18 protein-coding genes are annotated in these 18,685 nt (G+C 64.7%); 12 read left to right on the plus strand and 6 right to left on the minus strand.

The window, feature by feature from the left end:
* Positions 1-103 precede the first annotated feature (103 nt).
* Positions 104-475: a DUF983 domain-containing protein gene (locus tag AC0QTX_RS05130; RefSeq protein ID WP_474602752.1), complete on the plus strand. Its 372-nt coding sequence runs from the start codon at positions 104-106 to the stop codon at positions 473-475.
* Positions 472-1,248, plus strand: coding sequence for an SURF1 family protein (locus tag AC0QTX_RS05135; RefSeq protein WP_474602753.1), 777 nt, complete (start codon positions 472-474; stop codon positions 1,246-1,248). The genes AC0QTX_RS05130 and AC0QTX_RS05135 overlap by 4 nt, the downstream gene beginning before the upstream one ends.
* On the opposite strand, the gene AC0QTX_RS05140 is transcribed toward AC0QTX_RS05135, so the two are convergent.
* Positions 1,222-1,578: a hypothetical protein gene (locus AC0QTX_RS05140; RefSeq protein ID WP_474602754.1), complete on the minus strand. Its 357-nt coding sequence runs from the start codon at positions 1,576-1,578 to the stop codon at positions 1,222-1,224. The genes AC0QTX_RS05135 and AC0QTX_RS05140 overlap by 27 nt on opposite strands.
* A 234-nt stretch (positions 1,579-1,812) precedes the next feature.
* Here AC0QTX_RS05140 and AC0QTX_RS05145 point away from each other — a divergent pair, with 234 nt between their 5' ends.
* The 4 genes from AC0QTX_RS05145 (at position 1,813) to AC0QTX_RS05160 (ending at position 8,294) form a co-directional block, all read left to right on the plus strand.
* Positions 1,813-2,343, plus strand: coding sequence for a GNAT family N-acetyltransferase (locus AC0QTX_RS05145; protein WP_474602755.1), 531 nt, complete (start codon positions 1,813-1,815; stop codon positions 2,341-2,343).
* A gap of 177 nt (positions 2,344-2,520) precedes the next feature.
* Positions 2,521-3,936 carry a threonine synthase gene (gene thrC, locus AC0QTX_RS05150; protein ID WP_474602756.1) on the plus strand — a complete coding sequence of 472 codons (1,416 nt, stop codon included), beginning with the start codon at positions 2,521-2,523 and terminating at the stop codon, positions 3,934-3,936.
* Positions 3,933-5,216 carry a M16 family metallopeptidase gene (locus AC0QTX_RS05155; RefSeq protein ID WP_474602757.1) on the plus strand — a complete coding sequence of 428 codons (1,284 nt, stop codon included), beginning with the start codon at positions 3,933-3,935 and terminating at the stop codon, positions 5,214-5,216. The genes thrC and AC0QTX_RS05155 overlap by 4 nt, the downstream gene beginning before the upstream one ends.
* A gap of 198 nt (positions 5,217-5,414) precedes the next feature.
* Positions 5,415-8,294: an EAL domain-containing protein gene (locus tag AC0QTX_RS05160; protein WP_474602758.1), complete on the plus strand. Its 2,880-nt coding sequence runs from the start codon at positions 5,415-5,417 to the stop codon at positions 8,292-8,294.
* 18 nt (positions 8,295-8,312) lie between these two features.
* Here the strand turns inward: AC0QTX_RS05160 and AC0QTX_RS05165 are convergent, their stop codons facing one another.
* Positions 8,313-8,924 carry a YqgE/AlgH family protein gene (locus AC0QTX_RS05165; protein WP_474602759.1) on the minus strand — a complete coding sequence of 204 codons (612 nt, stop codon included), beginning with the start codon at positions 8,922-8,924 and terminating at the stop codon, positions 8,313-8,315.
* A gap of 105 nt (positions 8,925-9,029) precedes the next feature.
* On the opposite strand from AC0QTX_RS05165, the gene AC0QTX_RS05170 reads away from it, so the two are divergent.
* Both AC0QTX_RS05170 and AC0QTX_RS05175 read left to right on the plus strand, forming a co-directional pair.
* Complete coding sequence (locus AC0QTX_RS05170; protein ID WP_474602760.1) at positions 9,030-9,854, plus strand: protein-disulfide reductase DsbD domain-containing protein; 825 nt, start codon at positions 9,030-9,032, stop codon at positions 9,852-9,854.
* Between the two features lie 39 nt (positions 9,855-9,893).
* Complete coding sequence (locus AC0QTX_RS05175; RefSeq protein ID WP_474602761.1) at positions 9,894-10,376, plus strand: redoxin family protein; 483 nt, start codon at positions 9,894-9,896, stop codon at positions 10,374-10,376.
* Between the two features lie 143 nt (positions 10,377-10,519).
* Here the strand turns inward: AC0QTX_RS05175 and rnhA are convergent, their stop codons facing one another.
* The 3 genes from rnhA to ispH are packed head-to-tail and all read right to left on the minus strand — an operon-like array spanning position 10,520 to position 12,912.
* On the minus strand, positions 10,520-10,987 hold the full coding sequence (rnhA, locus tag AC0QTX_RS05180) for a ribonuclease HI (protein WP_474602762.1): 468 nt from the start codon (positions 10,985-10,987) through the stop codon (positions 10,520-10,522).
* Positions 10,984-11,949, minus strand: coding sequence for a homoserine kinase (locus tag AC0QTX_RS05185; protein WP_474602763.1), 966 nt, complete (start codon positions 11,947-11,949; stop codon positions 10,984-10,986). Before AC0QTX_RS05185 ends, rnhA begins: the two co-directional genes overlap by 4 nt.
* 3 nt (positions 11,950-11,952) lie before the next feature.
* On the minus strand, positions 11,953-12,912 hold the full coding sequence (gene ispH / locus AC0QTX_RS05190; RefSeq protein ID WP_474602764.1) for a 4-hydroxy-3-methylbut-2-enyl diphosphate reductase: 960 nt from the start codon (positions 12,910-12,912) through the stop codon (positions 11,953-11,955).
* A gap of 302 nt (positions 12,913-13,214) precedes the next feature.
* On the opposite strand from ispH, the gene AC0QTX_RS05195 reads away from it, so the two are divergent.
* Genes AC0QTX_RS05195 through AC0QTX_RS05205 form a run of 3 tightly spaced genes read left to right on the plus strand, consistent with a single transcriptional unit; the run spans position 13,215 to position 17,218 of the window.
* A complete protein-coding gene (locus AC0QTX_RS05195) occupies positions 13,215-15,062 on the plus strand; it encodes a monovalent cation:proton antiporter-2 (CPA2) family protein (RefSeq protein WP_474602765.1) in 1,848 nt (615 codons plus the stop codon).
* Positions 15,062-16,441 (plus strand): MATE family efflux transporter, encoded by a 1,380-nt coding sequence (locus tag AC0QTX_RS05200; protein WP_474602766.1) that lies wholly within the window; start codon positions 15,062-15,064, stop codon positions 16,439-16,441. The genes AC0QTX_RS05195 and AC0QTX_RS05200 overlap by 1 nt, the downstream gene beginning before the upstream one ends.
* 36 nt (positions 16,442-16,477) lie before the next feature.
* Positions 16,478-17,218, plus strand: a complete 741-nt coding sequence (locus AC0QTX_RS05205) for a DUF937 domain-containing protein (protein WP_474602767.1) — start codon at positions 16,478-16,480, stop codon at positions 17,216-17,218.
* On the opposite strand, the gene AC0QTX_RS05210 is transcribed toward AC0QTX_RS05205, so the two are convergent.
* Complete coding sequence (locus tag AC0QTX_RS05210; protein WP_474602768.1) at positions 17,215-17,541, minus strand: DUF1127 domain-containing protein; 327 nt, start codon at positions 17,539-17,541, stop codon at positions 17,215-17,217. The two genes, AC0QTX_RS05205 and AC0QTX_RS05210, sit on opposite strands and share 4 nt — an antisense overlap.
* A gap of 232 nt (positions 17,542-17,773) precedes the next feature.
* Between AC0QTX_RS05210 and AC0QTX_RS05215 the strand changes: the two genes are divergently transcribed.
* Positions 17,774-18,664, plus strand: coding sequence for a LysR substrate-binding domain-containing protein (locus tag AC0QTX_RS05215; protein WP_474602769.1), 891 nt, complete (start codon positions 17,774-17,776; stop codon positions 18,662-18,664).
* Positions 18,665-18,685 lie beyond the last annotated feature (21 nt).

Here is an 18,685-nt window from a genome sequence, read left to right on the forward strand (position 1 = left end):
GACCGATAAATCGGCAGGGGGCGGCTTCACGGCCGCCCTTCGCATTTGGCGGCTCCGTCACCATCTGTCGGTCAGCCCTACCGGCCAAATCTGGAGAAAAGCCGTGGCTCATGATCCGTCCGCCCCCTCGCCCATCACCACCGGCCTCAAAGGGCTCTGCCCCCGCTGCGGCAAGGGGCATGTGTTCGACGGTTTCCTCAAGGTCCAGCCGAAATGCGAGGTCTGCGGCCTCGACCTTGCCTTTAGCGACACGGGTGATGGCCCGGCGTTCTTCGTCATGTCCTTCGTCGGCATCTTTGTCGTGGCCCTCGCCCTTTGGGTCGAGTTCACCTACGAGCCGCCGATCTGGCTCCATCTCGTCATGTGGACGGTTCTGAGCATCGTCCTGAGCCTCCTCCTGGTGAGGCCGCTCAAGGGCGTACTGATGAACCTGCAATACCACCACAAGGCCGAGGAAGGACGCTTCGAGAAGTGACCGCCTCCCGCCTGCACAAGGGCCGGTCCCTCCTCCTCCCGGGCCTCGCTACCCTGATCGCCCTTGCCCTCCTGATCGGCCTTGGCACCTGGCAGCTCCAGCGCAAGGCCTGGAAGGACGACCTGATCGCGCAGATCGAGACCCGCGCCTATGCCGATCCCGGCGCCATCCTGCCGGAAGCGGATTGGCCCACCTGGCGCGCCGATCAGGACGAGTTCCGGAAAGTGCGAGTGACCGGCACGTTCCTACATGAGTTCGAAGCCCCGGTCTATGGCCTCGCCCGCGGCGAGCGGCAGGGAGCGCCGATCCAGGGCTATTACCTGATCACGCCTCTCAGGCTCACGTCAGGCGCCATCGTGATGGTCAACCGCGGCTTCGTGCCGACGGACCTGCGCGATCCGTCGCGCCGCCCCGGGAGCCAGCCGGCGGGCGAGGTCACCGTTACAGGCCTCGTCCGGGCGCCGGAAATCCGAAATCCGTTCACGCCCAACGACGAGCCCGCCCGCAACCAATGGTTCGCCCGCGACCCTCAGGCAATGGCCGCGGCGCACGACCTCGAGCGGGTTGCCCCGTTCCTGATCGACGCCGATGCGAGTCCCAATCCAGGCGGCTGGCCCCGGGGGGGACAGACGCCGCTGACCCTGCCGAACAACCACCTGCAGTACGCCATCACCTGGTACGGCATTGCCCTGACCCTGATCGGGGTCTTCACGGCCTTTGCCTGGCGGCGCCTGAAGGAGCCGGGCTCAGACGAGCTGAAACTGGAAGAATAGGCCGAAGCCGAGAATGACGAGGCCGGCGCTGACGACCTTGGCGACGAACAGCCATTTGAGGAGCGCCTCGTTCTCCGCCCGGCGCTCCGCCTTCTCGGCACGGCTCATCGTCTCCTGCGCCTTGAACTGCTCGGCATAGAGCGAGGTTGTCATGGTGTGGCCCACGGCGCCGTCCTTCTCCAGCTCGATGCGCTGGGCCATGACGCCGATGATGAGGCCGAGAACGCCCAGGCCGATGAAGCCCGCAAGCAGGAACGACCCCACCACCACGCCTGCCAGCACACCCACCAGGATGGGGAGCAGGATCCAGTCGATCCGTGTCATGCGCATGAACCCGGCCCTCTCTGCGGAAGGCGAGCTTGGCTTTCGATCCTGCCTATTATACCATGTTTCACATGTTCGCGCTTCTTACGACCGTAACCCATCTCACCATGCGCCTTGCAGGGCGCACGGGAGAGGCTTTGCGCGTCTAGACGAGCATCGAGCATATCCCGAAGCCCTGCGGAGACGAGCAGGGCTTCACAAAGGTTCCGTTCGCCTCCGCCTTAATCCAAGGAGAGCGATATGAGCCTGCAACCCGAAGTTCACCCACCCAGTCCTGCCGACGACATCGTCATCCGAGCGGCGCGACCAGGCGACTGCGAAGGCATCGCGGCCCTGGGCAACATGCCCGTCTATCGCTGGGGCACCCTGCGCCTGCCCCACCAGACGCCTGAGGCCACCCGGAAATGGCTCGAGGGCATAAACCCGGCCAACAATGTCAGTCTCGTGGTCGAGCGGGCTGGGCAGATCATCGGCAACGGCGGCTTCGAGCGGCACCAGGGACGGCGCTCCCACGTGGCCTATCTCGGCATGGGCCTGCACGACGATTTCCACGGCCGCGGCATCGGCTCACGGCTGCTGCGCGAACTCATCATGATCGCCGACGACTGGCTGAACCTTCGCCGCATCGAACTGACCGTCTATGTGGACAACGCGCCGGCCATCGCCCTCTACAAGCGCAACGGTTTCGAAATCGAGGGCACCCACAGGGATTTCGCCTTCCGGGGCGGCGCCTTCGTCGATGCCTATGTGATGGCCCGGATAAAACCATGACCTCTGCGACCGGATGCGGCTTGCCGTGTCCGGTCCATATCCATAAAGCATCTTCCGGCGAAGTGGATGCCGGTTCGCCGATGAGAAGATGCGACCAATGACCCATTATAGCGGTTTGCAATTTCAAAATGATTGCAAACCGCTCTAATGTCCGGCCGAATTTCCAGGAGATCGACATTGCTCCATGTCTCGACCCGGGGGGAAGCCCCTGCGCTCGGTTTCGCTGATGCCCTGCTGACCGGCCTCGCCCGGGACGGCGGCCTCTACCTGCCGGAAAGCTGGCCGGTCCTGACGGCTGAGACGATCCGCGGCTTTGCCGGCAAGCCCTACGCCGAGGTGGCGAAAGCCGTGCTCGGGCCTCTGGTCGACGGCGACATCCCCGAGGCTGCGCTCGGCCGCATGATCGACGAATCCTACGCCTCCTTCCGCCACGCGGCCGTCTGCCCGCTGACCCAGATCGGCGACAATCTCTTCGTGCTCGAGCTCTTCCACGGTCCGACGCTCGCGTTCAAGGACGTGGCGATGCAGCTGCTCGGGCGCCTCATGGACCACGTGCTCAAGGCTCGCGGAGCGCGAGCCACCATCGTGGGCGCGACCTCCGGCGACACCGGCAGCGCGGCCGTGGAGGCCTTCAAGGGCCTCGACCAGGTCGACATCTTCATCCTCTACCCGCATGGCCGCGTGTCGGACGTGCAGCGCCGGCAGATGACGGCGGTGGCCTCGCCCAACGTTCATGCGCTCGCGGTCGAGGGCACCTTCGACGATTGCCAGAATATGGTGAAGGGTCTGTTCAACCATGCCCGCTTCCGCGACGAGCTGCAGCTCTCGGGGGTGAACTCCATCAACTGGGCCCGCGTGGCGGCGCAGGTCGTCTACTACTTCACCGCCGCCGTGGCGCTGGGCTCCCCTCACCGCCCGGTCTCGTTCTCCGTGCCCACGGGCAATTTCGGCGACATCCTGGCCGGCTGGGTCGCCAAGCGCATGGGCCTGCCGATCGACCGGCTGATGATCGGCACCAATGCCAACGACATCCTGGCACGCACGCTCGGCTCCGGCTCATATGAAATCAAGGGCGTGCATCCCACGACCTCGCCCTCCATGGACATCCAGATCTCGTCCAATTTCGAGCGGCTGCTGTTCGAATCCTACGGCCGCAACGGCGAGGCGATCCGCCGCCTCATGGCTAGCCTCCACCAGTCCCGCGCCTTCCTGATCGACGCGGAGCCGCTCGCCCGCATTCGCGAGGAGTTTGGAGCTCACGCCGTCGACGAGGACAGCGTCATGGCGGAAATGGCCGAGACCTATCGCAGCACCGGCATTGTGCTCGATCCGCACAGCGCCGTCGGGACCTGCGCCGGTCGCACCTTGCTCGAAGACAATCCTGAAGTGCCCGTAGTGGCTCTCTCCACCGCCCATCCGGCAAAATTCCCCGACGCGGTTGAGCGCGCGACGGGGGTTCGCCCCGCACTTCCGCCGCACATGGCTGATCTGATGACCCGCAAGGAGAGCTTCACAATTCTTCCCAACGACCAAGCTGCGGTCGAGCGCTTCATCCGCGAGCGCGCGCGGGCGGTCAAAGGCGCAGCCGCATGAACCAGCACTTCGTCCGAGAGAAGCGGATCGACATCACCACCCTGCCCAACGGCCTGATGGTCGCCACCGAGCGGATGCCCGAGATCGCCACCGCGACGCTCGGCGTCTGGGTCGGCACCGGCTCGCGTCACGAAGAGCCGCATGAGCATGGCCTGTCGCATCTCATCGAGCACATGGCGTTCAAGGGCACGGCCCGGCGCTCCGCCCGCCAGATCGCCGAGGACATCGAGAATGTGGGCGGCGACATCAATGCCGCCACCAGCGTCGAATACACGAGCTACACGGCGCGCGTTCTCGGCGAGAACGTGGATGTCGCCCTTGACGTGCTCGGCGACATCCTCATCCACTCGGCTTTCGACGCAGGCGAACTCGCCCGCGAGAAGGGCGTGATCCTGCAGGAATACGCCGCCGTCGAAGATACCCCTGACGACCTCATCTACGACGCCTTCATGGAAACCGCCTTTGCGGGTCAGGCCGTCGGCCGCCCGATCCTCGGCACGCCGGAGACCATCAAGAGCTTCGACGAAGCGACGATCCGCGCCTTCCTGGCGCGGGAGTATTCACCCGGCAAGATGGTGCTGGCCGCGGCCGGCGACGTGGAGCATGCCCAAATCGTCGACTTGGCCGAGCGGCTGTTCGGGGCCATGCCGGCCGTCGAGGCGCGGCAGCCGGAGGGTGGCCGCTATACCGGTGGCGAGCGGCGCATCCCCCGCAAGCTCGAGCAGGCCAATCTGGTGCTCGGCCTGCCCGGGCTCTCGTTCAAGGATCCCAATTATTACGCCGCCCATCTCTTCGCCCATATGCTGGGCGGCGGCCTGACCTCGCGGCTCTGGCACGAGGTGCGTGAAACTCGGGGCCTTGCCTATTCCATCGATTCCTTCCACTGGCCCTTTTCCGATTGCGGCCTCTTCGGCATAGGCGCCGGAACGGCGGGATCGGACGTGCGGGAACTTATGGACGTGACGCTCGACTGCATGGTTCAAGCCACGAAGGATATCAGCGAGGTCGAGTTGATCCGCGCCAAGGCGCAGATGAAGGTGGCCCTGCTCACGGCCCTGGAGACACCGGGTGGGCGCATCGAGCGCGTGGCCCGTCAGCTCCTGTCCTGGGGCCGGTTGGTCGGCAGCGAGGAAATCGTCCGGAAGGTCGACGCCCTCGAGGTGGAGCATGTGCGCGAGGCTGGCCATACTCTGTTGCAGGGTGCGCCCACACTGGCGGCCATCGGACCCATCAAGGCGCTCCCTCCGCTGGAGAGCATTGCCTCGGGGCTGCGGGGCTGATCTTTCTGCCGGATCTGCCCCAGGGGCATGCCAGATTGTCCTCAATCCCGCCGCAAACGGGCCCCATGGCCCGTTCTAAGAACAACAATGAGTCCTGCGGACAAGTGGGGGCCTTTTCGGGGCCCGCCTTGCTCTCAAGCCTCCTGACCGGTACCAATTCCTTTCCATTGTCCTAGTACCGGACGAAAGACCGAAGCATTGCGGATCGTATCTTTCGCCATAACCCTTCTTTTGGCGACATTCCTGGGGCTCGCCTCGCCGACATCCGGCTGGGCCGTCGAATCCGTGCGCGTCGACCCCAAGATGAAGGCCATCGACCTCACCCCGGCCATCGAGCGCTACAACTCGGACGGGGACGAGATCCGCATTTCCACGGCGCCCGGGCGTGACGGGATCGTCCGCCGCATCGCCGTGAAGGCGCGCGAGGCTGGCACCCGGCCGGACTGGATGGTCTTCGCGCTCACCAACGACACCGACGAGCAGATCGAGCGTCTCCTGGTCGCTCCGCATTTCCGCCTCACGGGATCCGGCGTGACCTGGCCCGATCTCGGCGCCACCCGCATCGCGGCAATCACCGCGAGCCAAGGCATCCGGCCCGAACGCGACGACAGCGAGGATGCCGATCTCTTCCTCATCACTCTCGACCCCGGCACCACCGTCACCTTCGTGGCGGAGCTGCGCTCCGACAACCTGCCCCAGGTTCATCTGTGGGATGCGGACGCCTATAAGGACCGGGTCAACGGCCTGACCCTCTACAAGGGCATCATCATCGGCATCGCGGGCCTGCTCGCCCTCTTCCTCACCATCGTGTTCGTGGTGAAGGGCGCACTGATCTTCCCGGCGGCCGCGGCGCTTGCCTGGGCGGTGCTCGCCTATGCCTGCATCGATTTCGGCTTCTTCCAGCGCGTCTTCCCGATTACCGAAGCCACCGAGCAGATCTACCGTGCCGGCGCTGAGGCGGTGCTCGCGGCAACGCTCCTGGTCTTCCTCTTCGCCTATCTCAACCTCAACCGCTGGCACGTGCGCTACAGCCACGTCACCGGATTCTGGCTCCTGTTCCTCGGGGGGCTGGTGGCGCTTGCCATCGTCGATCCTCCTGTCGCCTCGGGGGTGGCCCGCATGTCGATTGCGGCGGTGGCCGGCATCGGTTTCGTTCTCGTGATCCATCTGGCGACGCACGGATATGACCGCGCCGTAATGCTCGTCCCGACCTGGCTGCTCCTAGTGGCCTGGGTCACGGCGGCAAGCTTCACCGTCGTGGGCCAGCTTTCCTCCGATCTCGTTCCCCCGGCCCTCGTCGGCGGCCTCGTCCTAGTGGTCATGCTGATCGGCTTCACGGTCATGCAGCATGCCTTCGCCGGCGGCGCCTTCGCCCGCGGCTTCGTCAACGACACGGAACGCCGGGCGCTGGCGCTCACGGGAGCCGGCGACATCGTGTTCGACTGGGACGTGGTTTCGGACAACATCTTCGTCAGCCCCGAAGTCGAGCACCAGCTCGGGCTCAAGCGCGGCTCGCTGGAGGGCCCGGCCTCGGCCTGGCTCGACCTGATTCATCCCTTCGACAAGGACCGGTACCGGCTTGCTCTCGATGCGGTCATCGAGCAGCGGCGCGGCCGCCTGACCCAGGATTTCCGCCTGCGCTCGTCCACTGGCGCGCACCATTGGTTCCGCCTCAGGGCACGCCCGGTGATCGGCTCGGACGGCGAGGTGCTGCGCATCGTCGGCACGCTCTCGGACGTCATGGAGAGCAAGACGGCAGAGGAGCGCCTGCTGCACGACGCCGTGCACGACAACCTGACGAGCCTGCCGAACCGGCAGCTCTTCTATGACAGGCTGGAAGCGGCTTTGACTTTCGCCAGCCAGGACGAGGCCTTGCGCCCGACCGTCGTTGTCATCGACATCGACAAGCTGAAGGACGCCAATGCCACGGCCGGATATGCGGCGGGCGACTCGATCCTCCTGACCCTGTCCCGGCGCCTGAGCCGCCTGCTGAAACCACAGGACACGCTGGCGCGCATCTCGGGCGACGAGTTCGCCATCATCCTGCTCTCCGAGCGGGAAACCGACCGCATCATCTCCTTCGCCGACATGGTTCGGCGCGTGGTGACGACACCGTTCACCTATTCCGAGCGGGAGTTTTTCCTCACCGCTTCCATCGGCATTGCGCTTCACGATCCGCAGATCGCCGCGCGACGCGAGGAAGTGCTGCGGAACGCCGAAATTGCCATGGCCCATGCGCGGCGCAACGGCGGCGACCGGATCGAGGTCTTCCGCCCCACCATGCGCTCCGACCGCAGCGATCACTTCACCATGGAGACCGATCTTCGCCATGCCCTCGAGCGGGGCGAGATGAAGGTGCTGTTCAAGCCGATCGTGCGTCTCGAAGACCGGACCATCGCAGGCTTCGAGTCGATGCTCCGCTGGGATCACCCGCGGCTCGGACGCGTCGGACCAGAGGACTTCATGTCGATTGCCGAGGAAACCGGTCTTATCGTCAAGCTGAGCGTCTTCCTGCTCGAGCAGACGGGCCGCGAGCTCGCGGCCTGGCAGAATGCGCTCGAAGTCGATCCGCCGATCTTCGCCAGCGTGAACATGTCGAGCCACCACCTGCTGCGGCATGACCTGTTGCAGGACGTCAAGACGGTGATCGCCCGCTCGGGCGTCATTCCCGGCACGCTCAAGATCGAGATGACGGAAAGTCTCGTGATGGAGAACCCGGAATACTCGGCCCAGATGCTCTCGCGCCTGCGCGATCTCGGCGCCGGCCTGTCGCTCGACGATTTCGGAACGGGCTATTCCGCCCTCGCCTACCTGCAGCGCTTCCCGTTCGATACGATCAAGGTTGACGAGTCCTTCGTGCGCCAGATGGCGGCCGGCAGGCCCGTTATCTTGCGCTCCATCGTCAAGATGGCGCACGAACTCGGCATGGAGATCGTGGCCGAGGGCGCGGAGAGCGAATCCGAGGCGATCGAGCTCTACCAGCTCGGCTGCGAGTACGCGCAGGGTCCCGTCTTCGGCGAGCCCATGTCGACGCTCCAGGCGCGTCAGCTCGTGGGGGCTGCTCCCGCGGCGGCCTGATCAGTCCGCCGCGCCCGATCAGGCGTGGCCGGCTTCCATGGAGAGCATGGCCGGCTCGATCCCGATGCGCCGCAAGGCCATCTCGTAGCGCAGGTCCGCCGCCGTATTGAACACGAGCTCCGCGTCGGCCGGGGTGTTGAGCCAGCCATTGGCCTGCATCTCCATCTCCAGCTGGCCCGCGCCCCAGCCGGCATAACCGAGCGCCAGCACCGCGTTCTCGGGACCGCGACCGGCCGCGATGGCGCGCAGGATGTCGATGGTGGCCGTCAGGCAGATGCCGTCGTCGATGGGCAGCGTCGACTGGGTGAGGTGGAAGTCCGGGGAATGGAGAACGAAGCCGCGGCTCGTTTCCACCGGCCCGCCCATGAGCACCTGCATGGACCCGACCTTCTGCGGCAGGCGGATGCGCTCCACCTCGGGTACGATCTCAAGCTGGACCAGCAGATCGGGCATGGTCACATTGGCTGCGGGCCGGTTGAGGATGATGCCCATCGCTCCTTCGGCCGAATGGGCGCAAATGAAGATAACGGCCCTGGCGAAACGTTCGTCCATCATCCCCGGCATCGCCACGAGAAGCTGCCCGTCGAGAGAAGTTAATTCAGTGCCATACGGTGAAAGGTGAGAGCCCATATCCTACAATCTACCTTGCCGGGCCAGCCGCCCGATCACAGGATCGTGGATGGCAGACCCGAGAATAAACGCATAAGGGAAGTGCCTCAGGGAGGCGTCAGTTCCATGGCATCCATGTTCCGCGCCGCTTCGGTTGCGTTTTTTTTGATCCTGTCCTTTGCCGCCGTCGCGCAACCTGCCAAGCCCTCCGCCTCGACCCAAGGGTTCCATTCCCGGGCCCGCCTGATCGCAGGCGGCGAGATGGGAGAGCACTGGCTCGCCGGGATCGAGATCAGCCTCGACCAGGGTTTCAAGACCTATTGGCGCAATCCGGGCGATTCAGGCCTGCCGCCCCGCTTCGACTGGTCCGGATCGGAGAACGTGGCCAGCGCCGAAGTCCGGTGGCCGGCCCCCAAGCGGCATGTGGATGCGGCAGGGGTGGCCTATGTCTACGGCAAGCAGGCGGTGCTTCCCGTCCTCGTGAAGGCCAAGGACCCAGGCAAGCCCGTCAAGCTCGTCCTGGCCCTGGACTACGGCGTCTGCAAGGACATCTGCATCCCGGCGCATGCGGATCTCACCCTGGATCTCACCGGCGCCGTTCCAGAGCGCAAGGCCATCGAGGCGGCTTTGGCCAAGGTTCCTCTCCTTCAGGCCCTGGGCGACCAGGCGGACCTGTCGGTGGTCTCCGTTACCCCCCTTGCCCAGGACAAGCCGGCCTTTGCGATCACGATCCGCGCGCCGTCCGGCACGAAGCCCGCTCTTTTCCCCGAGGGGCCGGAGAACTGGTTCCTCTCGGCCTCCCATCCTGCCGACGGCGACCGCTTCACCATCACGGTCGAGGAAAAGCCCAGGGACGCATCGGGCCCGGTTCCCCTGCGCCTGACGCTGGTGGCTGGAGACAGGGCCATCGAGACGGAAGTGAGCCTCGACGCGAGCGGCCAGCCGCGCTAGGGATACAGCATTCAACGGTATAGCTTTGGAGAACCGCCCATGCCCATTCAGGTCGGAGAACGCCTGCCCCAGGTTACCTTCCGCGTCATGACCCCCGACGGACCCGTGGCGAAGACCACGGACGATCTCTTCAAGGGCCGCAAGGTGGTTCTCGTCGCCGTGCCTGGCGCCTTCACTCCCACCTGCCACCGCAACCACCTCCCGGGCTACGTGCAGAGGAGGGACGAGATCCTGTCCAAGGGCATCGACGCGATCCTCGTGACCGCGGTCAACGACGTGTTCGTGCTGGAGGCTTGGGGCAAGTCGACCGGCGCCGAGGGCATCGAGTTCATCTCCGACGGCAATGCGGATTTCGCCAAGGCCATCGGCCTCTCCATGGACGGTGCGGGCTTTGGCCTCGGTACCCGCTCCCAGCGCTATTCCATGGTGGCCGAGGACGGCGTGGTGAAGGCCCTGAACGTGGAGGATGCCCCCTCCAAAGCGCAGCATTCCGGCGCCGAGAACCTCCTGAAGGATCTCTGATCTTCTCAAGGCTCTGCTGGAATAATGATCTGCGTCATCACCGGCCTCGTGCCGGTGATCCCGATGCGAAAGACGCTGCGCTTCTCGTAATCGGGATGGCCGGGGCAAGCCCGGCCACGACATGGGGAGTTTGTCCCAGAAGGTCAAAAGCCGGCTCTTCGGCCCTGCTTCTTGAACGGCTGCATAGCAGCAACCGCCAGTTCGTCGACGCGGATGTTGATCGGATCGTCCGCATGGCCCTTGACCCAGTGCCAGGCGACGTCGTGGCGGGAGGCTGCCTCGTCCAGCTCCCGCCAGAGATCCTCGTTCTTCACCGGCTTGTTGTCGGCGGTGCGCCAGCCGCGCCGCTTCCAGTTGTGCATCCATTGGGTGATGCCCTGGCGGACGTACTGAGAATCCGTGAACAGGTCGACCGCGCAGGAGCGCTTGAGGGCATTGAGTCCCTCGATGGCGGCGCGGATTTCCATGCGGTTGTTGGTGGTGTGCGCCTCCCCGCCGGAAACCTCCTTCTCACGTCCATTGAAGAACAGGATCGCGCCCCAGCCGCCCGGCCCGGGATTTCCCGAGCAGGCGCCGTCCGTGTAGATCAGCACGCGTTCGGACCCGCTCATGCCTCAAGCCCATATTCGCGCGCGTGCTTCACATGCCGGTGGAAGTTGAGCTTGCGGTCGTATTCCAGCGGATCCTTGGGCTTCACCAGCGCGCCCGGCGGCACGTTGAGCCAGTCCACCAGCCGGGTCAGCATGAAGCGCATGGCCGAGCCCCGGCAGAGAATCGGCAGCGCCTCGATCTCGTCCGCGTCGAGGCGCCGGACGGCCTGGTAGCCCGCCAGCATCGCCTGGCCCTTGGTGAGGTTGAACGAGCCATCGATCTCGAAGCACCAGGCATTGAGGCAGATGGCAACATCGTACGCGAAGGCATCCGTGCAGGCGAAATAGAAGTCGATGAGGCCTGAGACCTCGGAGCCGATGAAGAACACATTGTCGGTGAAGAGATCGGCATGGATGATGCCAGTGGGCAGGCCACGCGGCCAAGAGTCCTCCAGGCTCGCCAGTTCCCGCCGCGTCCTCTGGCTGAGGCCCGCAGACACGGTGTCGGCTTGAGCCTCGGCCTGGGCGAAAAGCGGCGCCCAGGCCTCCAGCGACAGCGCATTGGGCCGGTGCATGGAAAAATCCTGGCCCGCCAGGTGCAGCTTCGCCAGTGCGCCCCCAAGGGCTCCGCAATGCTGGGCCTTGGGACGACGCACCGCGATGCCTTCGAGGAAGGTAATGATCACGGCGGGCCGCCCGGCGACTCTCCCCAAAGGCTCGCCCCTCCGGTTGTTCACCGGCAGAGGGCAGTTCAGCCCCTTGCGGGCCAGATGCTGCATCAGGCCGAGGAAGAAGGGCAGATCAGCCTCCCGCACCCGCTTCTCGTAGAGGGTCAGGATGTAGGAGCCTTGGGTCGTGTGGAGGAAATAATTGGTGTTCTCCACACCCTCGGCGATGCCCTTGTAGGAGAGCACGGTGCCGATGTCGTAGGTGTCGAGGAACGCCGACAGCTCCTCGTCGCTGACTTCCGTATAAACCGCCACCGTTTACTCCGCCGCCTGCTCACGCAACTCGCGCGGCAAAGGAAAGAACACGCTCTCGTCCGCCGTGGACACGCTCTGGACCGAGACCGCGTAGCGCTCGGCGAAGGCGTCGATGATCTCCTCCACCAGAATCTCGGGCGCCGAAGCTCCCGCCGTGATGCCGAGACTTCGGATGCTGCCGAACAGCGACCAGTCGATATCCTCCGCCCGCAGGATCAGGCGGACGACGGGGCAGCCTTCCCGCTCCGCGACCTCGCGCAGGCGCTGGGAGTTGGACGAATTGGGCGAGCCCACCACGATCATGGCGTCGACCTGCGGCGCCACCCGCTTGACCGCGCCCTGGCGGTTGGTGGTGGCGTAGCAGATGTCTTCCTTGTGCGGCCCGACGATGGTGGGGAAGCGCGCCCTGAGGGCATCCACCATGTCCTGCGTGTCGTCGACGGACAGGGTCGTCTGCGTCACGAAGGCCAGATTGTCGGGATTGGCCGGCTCGAGCCTGGCGATGTCGTCGACGGTCTCGACCAGGGTGACGGCCCCTTCGGGCAGCTGGCCCATGGTGCCAACGACCTCGGGATGGCCGGTATGGCCGATCAGGAGGATGTGGCGGCCCCGCTTGTGATGGACCTGCGCCTCGCGATGAACCTTTGTCACCAGCGGACAGGTGGCGTCGATGGCGAAGAGATTGCGGGCCTGGGCCGCCGCCGGCACCGACTTGGCAACCCCGTGGGCGGAGAAGATGACCGGCGCCTGGGTTTCGGGCACCTCGTCGAGTTCCCGAACGAAGATGGCGCCCTTCCGCTTCAGGTTTTCCACCACGTATTTGTTGTGCACGATCTCATGGCGCACATAGACCGGCGCTCCATGGATCGCGAGCGCCTTCTCGACGGCATCGATGGCACGGACGACCCCGGCGCAGAAGCCGCGCGGGGCACAGAGCAGAATGTCGAGGGGTGGCTTCGTCATGATGAGGCGATGTGGCGAGACGAGACCCTTCCTGTCAAGCGGGAGCGACGCTTATTCGCGGCGGGGACAACACCCGCCACGTCATGGCCGGACTTGTTCCGGCCATCCACGTCTTCGGAACCACGGCGGCGCAAAGACGTGGATCTCCAGGACAAGCTCGGGGATGACGGAGAGGTGAAGACGGAGCATCACCGAACTTGTGCGATGAGGCACGAAACGGGCGACTTCCTTTAAGAAACGCTCGCGCCCGCGCCGAAGAATCCCTACAACGGTGCAACTATCCCTCATTCTCCCTGATCCTCATGGCCTCAACCGCATCCCACGTCAGCTTTCTTCCTCCCATCCTGACCTTCTGCGGGGCGGCGGTCGTGGCCGTGCCGGTGTTCCGGCTCATCGGCTTGAGCGCGGTGCTCGGCTATCTGGCCGCCGGCGTGGCCATCGGGCCATCGGGCCTCAGCATGGTGGAGGATCCGCAGACGATCGCGACGGTGGCCGAGCTTGGAGTGGTGCTTCTGCTCTTCATCATCGGGCTCGAGCTCAAGCTGTCCCATCTCTGGGAAATGAAGCGGGACATTTTCGGGCTCGGCTTTGCTCAGCTGGCCATCACAGCCATTCTCCTCGGTTCTGCGGCCATGACCGTCGGCTTCTCGCCGCCTGCCTCCTTTGTCACGGGGGTGGCCCTGGCGCTCTCGGCGACCGCCATCGCTCTCCAGATGCTTGGGGAACGCAACGATCTGCCGACGCCGTATGGCCAGCGCTCCTTTGCAATCCTGCTGTTTCAGGACTTGTCCGTCGTTCCGCTCCTGGCGATTCTGCCACTGCTTGCCTCGCGGGTTGGGGACCAGGGGTCTCTTGCGGACAGCCTTCTAGCGGTTGGCGAGGCGCTTCTCGGGATCGCGGCGGTTGTGCTGATCGGCCGCTATGGGCTCAACCCCTTCTTCCGGATCCTCGCTCGGAGCGGCGCCCGCGAAGTGATGACCGCTTCAGCGCTGCTGGTGGTCCTCGGCGCAGCCCTTCTCATGCAGGAGGTCGGCCTGTCCATGGCCATGGGCGCCTTCCTGGCCGGGCTTCTTCTGGCGGAGTCCAATTTCCGTCACCAGCTGGAGGCCGATATCGAGCCGTTCCGCGGCATGCTGCTGGGACTCTTCTTCATGAGCGTAGGCATGTCGATCGACCTTGCCCTCGTCCGGGAGCAGTGGGTGATGCTCGCCCTTGCAGCGCCTGTCATCCTCGTCGGCAAGACCCTGATCGTTGCCGTCCTGTCGCGGCTGTTCGGCGCAAGCTGGCGCGACGGATTGCGCTCGGGAACGCTTCTCTGCACGGCCGGCGAGTTCGCGTTCGTGCTGATCCCGGTCGCGGCGGGCCTGGGCATCATGGCACCGGCGGAGGCACAGCCGCTCACGGCGCTGGCCGCCATCACCATGCTGCTGGGGCCTCTTCTGTCGACATTGGTCGAGAGGCTTCTCAAGAACCATCGTGGGAGCGCCGACGAACCGGACCTGCACGGGCTCCATGCCCCCGAGGGCGAACTCGAAAGCCGCGTCCTGGTGATCGGCTTCGGCCGCTTCGGCCAGATCGTGAACCAGGTCCTCTTGGCCCAGGGCATTCAGGCTACGGTGATCGACAGGGATGTGGAGCGCATCCGCGATGCGGGACGCTTCGGGCTTCAGGTCTATTACGGCGACGGAACCCGCCTCGACGTGCTCCGCGCAGCAGGCGCCGAGAAGGCCGAGATGATCTGCATCTGCATCGACGATCAGGAAGCGATGATGAAGATCATCGAGATCATCCACGAGAATTTCCAGAACGCCCGCAGCTTCGTGCGCGCCTTCGACCGCATTCATGCAATCGAGCTCATGAACCGGGATGTCGATTATCAGATCCGTGAGGTCTTCGAATCCGCCATCGTGTTCGGGCGTGCCGCGCTCGAGGAGCTCGGAACGGATCCCGGCACGGCCGCCGCTGTTGCCAACGATGTCCGCAAGCGCGACATTGCCCGCCTCGTTCTGCAAAAAGAGGTTGGTGCCATGGGTGGGGCGGAACTCGTGGTGGGTTCCAAGATTACCCCCGAGCCGCTCATGGCCCCCGCCGGCAAGGCGAGGGCTCTCAGCCCTGAGACACGCGACATCCTCGGCGAAGGGGTTATTTGATGGACGCAAGCCCTTCGACGGAAGAGCTCGGCCGGAAGGCCGATACGCCGCGCTTTGTCGCCGGTTCCACCATGCGTCATGTGCTCGTCATGACGGGAACGGGAGCGGCTGGCCTCGTGGCCATCTTCATCGTCGATCTGGTGTCGCTTCTCTACATCTCCTGGCTCGATGATCCGAGCATGACCGCGGGCGTCGGCCTCGCTACCGTCGTCATGTTCTTCACGATCTCGATCAATGTGGGCCTCATGATCCCTGTCGGAGCGCTCGTCTCGCGCGCGCTGGGGGCGCGAAGGCCGGATGATGCGCGCCGTCTGGCGACCTCTTGCAGCATCCTCATGACGGTGATCGCCGCTGCGATCAGCGTGGCCGTGCTGCTCATGCTCCCGATCATCCTCAAGGGTTTGGGTGCTCACGACAGAACTTACGATGTCGCTCTCAGCTTTCTCTGGATCGCGCTGCCGACCAATGCGGTGATGGCGCTCGGCATGGGGCTCTCGACTGTCCTGCGCGCGGCCGGCGATGCCAAGCGGAGCATGTATGCCACGCTGTCCGTCGCCGTCGTCACGGTCGCTCTCGACCCGATCCTGATCTTCGGCCTCGACATGCAGTCGGACGGCGCAGCCATAACGGTCAGCATCGCGCGGTTCGTCACCGCCTATGTGAGTTTCCGGTATGTGACGCGTATCCATAATCTGCTGGCCCTCCCCACCTGGAAGGGATTGCGGCACGATGCGCGCCCTTTCCTGGCCATCGCGATTCCGGCTATTCTGACCAACATCGCGGCCCCGGCGGCGAATGCCTTCTTCACAGGCGTCGTGGCCCGGTTCGGGGACGAGATCATCGCGGCCTCTGCCATCATCGATCGGGTCACGCCGGTTGCCTTCGCCGGGCTGTTCGCGCTCGCCGCCGCCATCGGTCCCGTACTGGGACAGAACTGGGGTGCGCAGCGCTACGATCGGATGAAGCAGATCCTGAAGGATGCCCTCACCGTCACGGTCATCTATGTGGCTTGCGTCTGGTTGATCCTGTTTCTGGTGCAGGTGCCGCTGACCCGGGCCTTCAATGCTCCCGAGCAGACGGCCGAGCTCGTGCAGTTCTTCTGCCAGCTCAGCGGCTTCATCTGGCTGTTCATCGGGCTCGTCCTGGTGTCGAACGCCTCCTTCAACAATCTGGGCTATCCCCTGCTGTCGACCTTCTTCAACTGGGGCCGTGCCACCCTCGGCATGATCCCGTTCGCCTATTTCGGCGCTCAGGTCGCGGGCCCCAAGGGAGCGCTCGTCGGGATCGGACTCGGCTCCGTTGCGTTTGGTATTGCGGCCATCATTACGGCGTTCTGGACAATCCGACGCTTGGAGAGGCAAGCTGTTCCGGCCGCTTGACCGTCAGACGCGGGCCATTTTTGCGAGGAGGCTGCGATGTTCAACTGGTTCGATCTGATGCGCCAGGCCCAGACCAGCGCAGCCCTGGATGCGCTCGCGCGGCAATTCAACCTTTCCGGCGATCAGCCCCAGAGAACCATGGCGGCCTTCATGCCGGCCTTCGCCATGGGGCTCCAGCACGCCATGACGTCGAGCGATCCGACCCGCGTGCTTCAATCCATGATGGGAGGGGGGTACCAGAACTTCTGGCAGGCTTCAGTCAATCCCTTCACCCCCCAGGCCGAACAGGAAGGCCGCAGGCTGCTCGATCAACTCTTCGGCTCCGACGAGGTGAGCCGACGCGTGGCGCACCAGGCCGCCGGCTACGCAGGCATCAATGCCGACACCATGCAGCAATTGCTGCCGGTGCTCGCCGGAATCCTGGCAGGCGGCACATCCCAGTGGATGATGGCTCATACGCAGGCATTCCAGAATTTTGCGCCCGCAAAGGACAATCAGCAGGCTCCGGCAGGAACGGCCAATCCGTGGGCCGATCTCTGGACGAACTGGATGGAGGCCGCGTCTCCCGAGAAGAAGCCGGCCAACCCCTTCGAGGAGATGTTCGCAGGCTTCTTCCAGATGCCTCCTCCGGCAGAACCGCCGAAACCGGAGCCACAATCGTCATCCACATCCCTCGATGAGATGATGGAGAAAGGACGCGAGATGCAGATGCAGTATCTCGCGTCCCTTCAATCAATCTTCTCTAGCGCCGATAAGAGTGGCGGCGACAAAACTTAGGCGCAGCGTTTGGCCAGCGGCACCATCGGCACGACCGGACGAACAGGCCTTACAGAACGATCAAGTCGTTCACTGCGCGAGTGTCTCTCGGCGCTTCGAACCAACACCCAGGACGGGTTCCGCAGAAGCGGCTCGGAGAGAGCGCACGACACGTCGCTGCGGGTGAGCCCGATGTCCTTGAGCATTCGGTCGTCGAACTCGGCGAGATGCCTGATCTCGCCGCGGTGCCGGAGGGCTCTGGAAAGGTCCGCGAGCGAACGAACGAACTGCCCCAGAGAGGTCATGCCGGTGATGGTCATTCTGGCTGGTATCGACTTGTTCATCGCTGTTCTCCTTGCTCTCACTCTCGATTTTTCGGCTTTGGGAGACGAGTGGTAGTCTTCCAGTGGCCTGCCGGTGACTTTCTGAGAGCAACTGCCAGTGATCTCTCAGCTAAGTCATTGATGTTGATGCGCTTTCATTTTCATGTGGTCGTTTTTACCAAATCTCTTTCATCACTTGAAACGATTGTTTGAGATATGTATCATCAACGCGATTGATGATGAGGTTCGCGCCATGCACCTGCTCGACATTGACCAGCTGAGAACGTTCGTCGCCATTGCCGATACTGGGTCGTTCACCCGCGCGGCGGAGATCGTGCACAAGACGCAGAGCGCGGTGTCCATGCAGATGAAGCGGCTGGAGGACCGGGTCGGCAAGGCGATCTTCGAGCGCGACGGGCGCCTGTCGAAGCTCACCGACGAGGGCGAGCGCCTGCTGGACTACGCCCGCCGGATCGTGCGGCTCAACGCCGAGTGCATCGCGTCCTTCAACGACAACGAGCTCACCGGCCGCGTCCGCCTCGGCCTGCCCGACGATTATGCCGACCGCTACCTGCCGGAGATCTTGGCCCGCTTCTCGCGCTCCAACCCGAAGGCCGAGGTGACGGTGATGTGCGAGCCCACGCACAACCTGATCGAGCGCATCCAGCACGGGGACATCGATCTGGCGATCATCACCCATGTGGACCGGCGCGGCCCGTCCGAGATCGTGCGCATCGAGCAGCTCCTGTGGGTCACGTCATCGCGCCACGGGGTGCACGAGGAGACGCCGATCCCCCTGGCGCTCGGGCGCCCCAACTGCGACTGGCGCCACTCGGCCACGGAAGCGCTCGAGAGCGCCGACCGGCCCTTCCGCATCGCCTATGTGAGCTGGCATTCCACGGCTGTCGGCGCGGCCGTGCTGGCGGGCCTTGCGGTCTCCGTGCTGCCGGAGAGCGCCGTGCGCCCCGGCATGCGGATCTTGGGTCCGTCCGACGGCTTCCCGGCCCTGCCCTCATGCAAGATCGGCCTCATCCGCGCCCGCGGCGAGGAGAACCCGCTGGCGGATGCGCTGGGCTTCCACATCAAGCAGTCGCTGGACAACCTGGGCTCCACCCGGACGGTGCAGCCGATCGCGGCCGAATAGCGCGCTGTCCGGCGAAGTGGG

The sequence above is a fragment of the Microvirga sp. jy35 genome (assembly GCF_056148915.1).